Below are 5,677 nucleotides of genomic sequence, written 5' to 3'. Positions count from 1 at the left end.
GGGAGGGGCGGCGACAGTGCTCATGACCAGGACGTTAGAGCTGAGATGTGACAGCGCCAGTTGGAGACCGAGACGGTTGTCGCCAACGATTTGTATTCGAAGGGCAAAAGGCCGACTTCGGCGACGCCGCTGAGAGCGGTAGATGCAGGCTGTGCTGCCGTAGGCCGCCACCCGCTCGTTCGCGGCTTCGCCGCAGTACCTGAGTGTTTCCTGATCATTGCTTGACTATTTGCTGGACTGTCTGTATCTCGCGACGACTTCGATGGCCTCACGCCATGCCTCGGGGCGAGCGGCGAGCCACTCCTTGAAGACCTGCTTGGAGCGGCCCTCGACCATGTCCAGCAGTCGTGCTGGGCCGCTGCGGTCGCGGATCGGGGTCAGGTCGATGATCACGGTCACGTACTTGTCGCCTTTGCGGGTGTGCCGCCAGACATGCTCGTCGACGCGTGCCGCGCGCGGTTCGTTCACAGCCACAGCGTCGGCACCAGCGGTCGGGTTCGACGACTCGACAGGCCAGGACCGCACCGGCGGGCTCGAGGCGCTGACCGGTGGCCTCAAGGCCGAGCTCATTCAAGCGGCAGAACATGGTCAGGTCAGGTCAGGTTCGGTGAAGGTAGCGTCAGGCATGTCGAGGTCTTCCAGATGGGCAGTGTGAGAACTTCCATCATCGGAAGGCCTCGACGCCTACCCGGACAGCGCCACGCCGATCGATCCATGACCACGCGCTACACCCTCATCTGTGAAGAGCCAGTTAAGAGACCATCTTGGCTCCGGGCACGGCGTTAAGCCAAGAGCGCAGAGCGTCATCGGCAAGGGTGGTGAATGTGCGAACCTGAGGACGGTCGTCATCCCGACGGTGGACGACGGCCGCCTCGGAATGCTGACCGTCCTCGATAGGCACGTAGGCCACTCCGGGGTGGGGGTGGTGACGCGCAGTCGCGGCCGGGCAGGTGTCCACGGCGCCCAGGTAGGCCACGGCGTTCAGGCCTTCTGCCACAGAGTTCATCTCGGCAATGATTTGTGCAGGCGCCCCCCTGACAGAGTCGCACCTCCAGAACTCCCCCCATCCTCGGGGGGCGTCGCTGACGGCGGTGACGAAGGGCTCGTCCACCAGCTCTTCGATCGTGATTGAACGCAGGCGAGCCAAGGGGTGCCCGATGGGAAGGATCGCAGTTCGCGGTTCCGCAAAGAGGCGACGAACAACCAACCCGCCATCTGCTACTGGAAGGCGCAGGAAGGCGACGTCGACATCGCCATTGATGACCTTGTCCACTTGGTTCGACATGTCCATCGTAACGAAGGTGAGATCTACCTCTGGGCATCGTTGTCGGTAGTCATCCAGTAGGAGATGGGTCATCTCCCCAGCGTTGTCTGCAAAAACCCCGATCCGGAGGGTGCCGTTCGCCTGTCGTTCCAAGTCCTGCACCTCCGACGTCATGCGGGCCCAGTCATCGATCATGCGAGTGGCGCTTTCCAAGAAATGTTCACCCGCCTTCGTTAGTGCCACCCGATTAGATGCCCGGTCGAAAAGGTGTGCTCCAACCTCCTGCTCCAAGCGAGCAATATTTTCACTGAAGGTCGATTGACTGACGAAAGCGCGACGTGCGGCCCTGCCGAAGTGAAGCGATTCGGACAGCAGGATCATGAACTTCAGTTGCCTCAGTTCCATGACGCCCCTCCGAAAAGGCTGATCGAAGGCTGATCAGCGGCGCTATTCTAGCACTCAGCGCCGCCGGCGCCCATCGGATTACCCGGACGGCCGATCGGAAATTGGTCATTGAGCCCAGATCAGTCCGTCGGCGATGATTCAGCCATGGTTACCAAGGACGCCACCATCACCATCCCGCCAAAATCGGCGCACGCCGTGAAACTGCACAAGGGCGAGCGCCTCCGCATCATCGACGTCGAAGGCGGGCAGGTGGCCGACTTGGTGGCCTTCGCGACGGATGACCTAGATGAGAGCTTTTCCCAGGGCTTCACCCGCATGAACAACGAAAAGGCGAGCGTGGGCGTTGGGGACGCACTGTACTCCAACAAGAACCGTGTACTTATGAGAGTTTCAGCGGATTCGGTGCAGGTTCACGACCTCCTGTTCCCGCCATGTAATCGATTTCTCTATGAAGAGATTTACGGAGTGCCTGGTAAGTCCGGGTGTCGAGAAAACTTGGCTCGCGCCTTGGAAGGGTACGGGGTTCCGGAGTCGCGAATCACGGACCCGTTCAACGTCTTCATGCACACGCGCATCGATCCAGCGACCCAGAAGATGCAGATCCTGCCTCCGACCTCTGGTCCGGGGGACTTCCTGGAAGTTGCTGCCGAACAGGATCTGATCCTGGCGATCAGTTCCTGCGCCGCGGACGTGACGGACTGCAACGGGGGGCATTGCACCAGCATTCAGGTGCAGGTAGGAGTTTGATATGGCCGCCAACCGTCCAGTGGATTCGCCCCCCAGCGCCTTGAGTGTTGAGCCTTACGGCATCGACACGATTCCCGATGAGGCTCGAACTGCTACTCCGCGAGACCTTTTCCGGATCATCTTTGGGGCATCAAACAGCATCGCCACCATGGTGCTGGGCTCACTGCCCATCATCTTCGGTCTTGGCGTCGTCGACGGTGCCCTGGCCATCGTGGTGGGGGTGATGGTAGGCAGCTTGCTGCTGGCGCCCATGGCGCTCTTCGGCCCAGTCAACGGCACCAACAATCCCATCTCCTCTGGCGCTCACTTCGGTGTCGTCGGGCGGGTGCTGGGGTCACTGCTCGGCTTGCTGACGGCCGTGACCTTCACCGCGTTGGCGGTATGGGCCAGCGGCGATGCCATGGTTGCCGCAGCACACCGCCTCTTTGGCCTCCCTGACAGTGGGGTGGCCGCAGCCGCCGCGTACGCGATCGTCGGCCTCGTCGTCCTCCTGGTCGTGGTCTTCGGGTTCCGCCTGATGCTGCTGGTCAACCGGATCGCTGTCATTGGGGTGACTGCGATGATGCTCGTAGGGATCTTCGCCTTCGCGGGGGACTTCGACGCCACCTACGCCGGCATCTTCACCGCCGAGGCGGACGCAGCGACAACCGCGTTGTACTGGCCAACGCTGGTGGGAACCGCGCTGATCGCAATGTCCAACCCAATCTCCTATGGGCCCTTCCTGGGGGACTGGTCTCGCTACATCCCGGCACGGACACCACGGCGTCGCCTCCTGGGCGCTGTCCTGTGCTCACAAATCGCGACACTGCTGCCGTTCGGCTTCGGGCTGGCGACGACCGCCATCGTCGCGGCAAAGGCACCAGAGTTCGCCGACCCGGCCAACCCCAGCTTTGTCGGTGGCTTGGTCGCTGTGGCGCCGGGCTGGTATCTCGCTCCCTTGATCATCATTTCCTTGATCGGTGGCCTGTCCGTCGCTACGGGAACGCTGTATGGAACGGGCTTGGACTTCTCCAGCATCCTGCCCCGCTTCAGCAGGATCCAAGCCACCCTGATCATCGGAACCGGCACGGTCGGGCTTCTCTTCATGGGCCGATTCGTCTTCGACTTGCTCGCCGGCCTGTCCACTCTGGCCTCGCTGATCGTGGTGTGCACCTCCCCATGGATCGTGATCATGGTTCTGGGATACATCACTCGACGAGGCTGGTACCTGCCAGAGGACCTGCAGGTGTTCAACCGCAAGACCACGGGCGGGATCTACTGGTTCTCCTCAGGCCTGAACTGGCGAGCCCTCGGCGCCTGGGCGGTAGCCGCAGGCCTCGGCCTCTCGGTCGTCAACATCCCTGGCCAGTTCGTCGGTCCTCTCGGTGACCGATTCGGGGGATTCGATGCCAGCTTGCCCGTGTCCATCGGAGTCGCTGCCATTGTGTACCTGGCGTGCTTGACGCTGGCCCCTGAACCTGCCGAGGTCTACGGCCCACAGGGTTCGAACCTGGTCAAGCCTGCCCTACGACGGCGAAGCCCTGTGGGGGACTGACCCCACCTGAACGCCACGACCTCACTCAAGCGCACCTTCCTCGGACCGCAGTTCACGAACCTTCGAAGACAGGACGACACATGAACCCCGCAACCTCCGACCTCGAACAAACGGCAGTCGTCGCCCACGACGGACCGCTGTGGCAGTGGTCGGCGGCAGACCTGGCCGCCGCAATCGCCGCAGGGGCAATCAGCTCACGAGAAGCCACACAGTCCTGCCTTGACCGCATAGCCGAGGTCAACCCACACCTCAACGCCATCGTCGCGATCAACGACGAGGCCCTCGCCGACGCCGACCAGGCCGACCGCGCAATCGCTGACGGCGAACACCTGGGGCCGCTGCACGGGGTGCCGATCGCCACGAAGGTCAACACCGATCAGGCCCGAATGGCCACCACCGAGGGCGTCACCGCGTGGAAGGACAACGTGGTCCCCAGCGATGGCCCCACCATCAGGCGCCTCCGTCATGCCGGCGCGATCCTACTCGGACGCACCAACACCCCCGCACTGTCGTTTCGCTGGTTCACCGACAACGACCTGCATGGCCGAACCCTGAACCCGTGGGACCCCACCGTCACACCCGGGGGGTCCAGCGGGGGTGCAAGCTCTGCCGTGGCCAGCGGCATGGTGGCTCTGGCCCAAGGGACTGACATCGGCGGCTCTGTACGCTATCCCGCTCACTGCTGCGGACTTGTCGGTCTTCGCCCAACCGTAGGGCGGGTGCCCAGCTGGAATGGACCGGATGGCGCCGACCAGGGCCTGATGTTTCAACTCATGAACGCCCAAGGAGTACTGGGTCGGACCGTGCGCGATGTTCGTCTGGGCCTGACCGCGATGTCGGGATTCGATCCACGCGACCCCACGGTTTCCCCCCTGGACCCCAACACAGTTCAACCCGTGCAGCGCCCCGTGCGGGTGACGCTCGTACGTGACGTGGGGATCGTCGCCCCGTGCGCCGAAGTCAACGCTGCGCTGGACCAAGCAGCGGAATGGTTGACGGCTGCCGGATACCACGTCGAGGAGGCTCCGCTGCCGCTGCTCGAGGAGGCCTTCCGGCTGTGGTACCTCCTGTGTCTCAGCGAGCTCGGGACAAACATCGGCCTGGTCGAGGAGTTCGGTGACGAGGGGATGAAGATGGCCGCCACCTACTACTCCGCGATGTCACAAGAGTGGTGGGGCCCGCAGCCGGACCTCACCGACTTCATCCACGGCTACCAGCGCCGCGGCACCCTCATCCGCCGATTGCAGGAACACCTCGTGGACAGCCCGCTGGTCCTCCTGCCAGTCTCGGCAGCACGCCAGTTCCCGCACGATGCCGACATCCTCGACGCGGCTGGGATGAAGCAAACGGCCTACGCGCAGTGGCCGATGATGGCGATCCCCACCCTCGGCTTTCCAGCGGCATCAGTGCCCACCGGGATCGTCGACGGACTGCCGATCGGAGTCCAGCTGCTGGGTCGGCGGATGGACGAGGCCACGGTGCTGGACGCAGCCGAGGTTATCGAGTCCCGGGCCGGAAGGTTCACGCCAATCGACCCTCGCTGACCGGACAGAGGCACCCCCAGGGGCGAGGTTAGGAAACCCTGCCTCGCCCCCCGGGGGCGTAATTGACGCGGTGACAACCTCGCGCAAGTTGCGAACCCGCCGCGGTGCTCGTACTCCGTCCTCGGCGGCGTGACGACGAAACGTGGCGCGTGACCAGGCCACGGGATTTGGGCAGCGTCGGGT

General features: G+C 63.5%; 4 protein-coding genes and 1 pseudogene. 3 read left to right on the top strand and 2 right to left on the bottom strand.

Features of this window, described 5'->3' with window-relative positions:
• Positions 1 to 249: 249 nt before the first annotated feature.
• Both JLI01S_RS16200 and JLI01S_RS16195 read right to left on the bottom strand, forming a co-directional pair.
• Positions 250 to 586, bottom strand: a pseudogene (locus JLI01S_RS16200) (transposase); the annotation flags it as partial.
• Positions 587 to 751: 165 nt separating this feature from the next.
• A complete protein-coding gene (locus JLI01S_RS16195) occupies positions 752 to 1,669 on the bottom strand; it encodes a LysR family transcriptional regulator (RefSeq protein ID WP_084349518.1) in 918 nt (305 codons plus the stop codon).
• A gap of 144 nt (positions 1,670 to 1,813) precedes the next feature.
• On the opposite strand from JLI01S_RS16195, the gene JLI01S_RS16190 reads away from it, so the two are divergent.
• The 3 genes from JLI01S_RS16190 to JLI01S_RS16180 all read left to right on the top strand — a co-directional run bounded on the left by JLI01S_RS16190 (position 1,814) and on the right by JLI01S_RS16180 (position 5,494).
• On the top strand, positions 1,814 to 2,416 hold the full coding sequence (locus JLI01S_RS16190) for a DUF1989 domain-containing protein (protein ID WP_068266634.1): 603 nt from the start codon (positions 1,814 to 1,816) through the stop codon (positions 2,414 to 2,416).
• 1 nt (position 2,417) lies between these two features.
• A complete protein-coding gene (locus JLI01S_RS16185; RefSeq protein ID WP_068266631.1) occupies positions 2,418 to 3,950 on the top strand; it encodes a purine-cytosine permease family protein in 1,533 nt (510 codons plus the stop codon).
• 80 nt (positions 3,951 to 4,030) lie between these two features.
• A complete protein-coding gene (locus JLI01S_RS16180) occupies positions 4,031 to 5,494 on the top strand; it encodes an amidase (protein WP_068266628.1) in 1,464 nt (487 codons plus the stop codon).
• Positions 5,495 to 5,677: the final 183 nt, after the last annotated feature.

It is taken from the genome of Janibacter limosus NBRC 16128, from assembly GCF_001570985.1.
Lineage (GTDB): Bacteria > Actinomycetota > Actinomycetes > Actinomycetales > Dermatophilaceae > Janibacter > Janibacter limosus.
Note: the sequence above shows the minus strand (reverse complement) of the source record. Positions and strands in the feature narration are given on the sequence as shown.

Excerpts from the sequence above, each read along its gene's own strand:
- JLI01S_RS16195 (WP_084349518.1), bottom strand. The coding sequence starts at position 1,669 with ATGGAACTGAGGCAACTGAAGTTCATGATCCTGCTGTCCGAATCGCTT.
- JLI01S_RS16190 (WP_068266634.1), top strand. The coding sequence starts at position 1,814 with ATGGTTACCAAGGACGCCACCATCACCATCCCGCCAAAATCGGCGCAC.
- JLI01S_RS16185 (WP_068266631.1), top strand. The coding sequence starts at position 2,418 with ATGGCCGCCAACCGTCCAGTGGATTCGCCCCCCAGCGCCTTGAGTGTT.
- JLI01S_RS16180 (WP_068266628.1), top strand. The coding sequence starts at position 4,031 with ATGAACCCCGCAACCTCCGACCTCGAACAAACGGCAGTCGTCGCCCAC.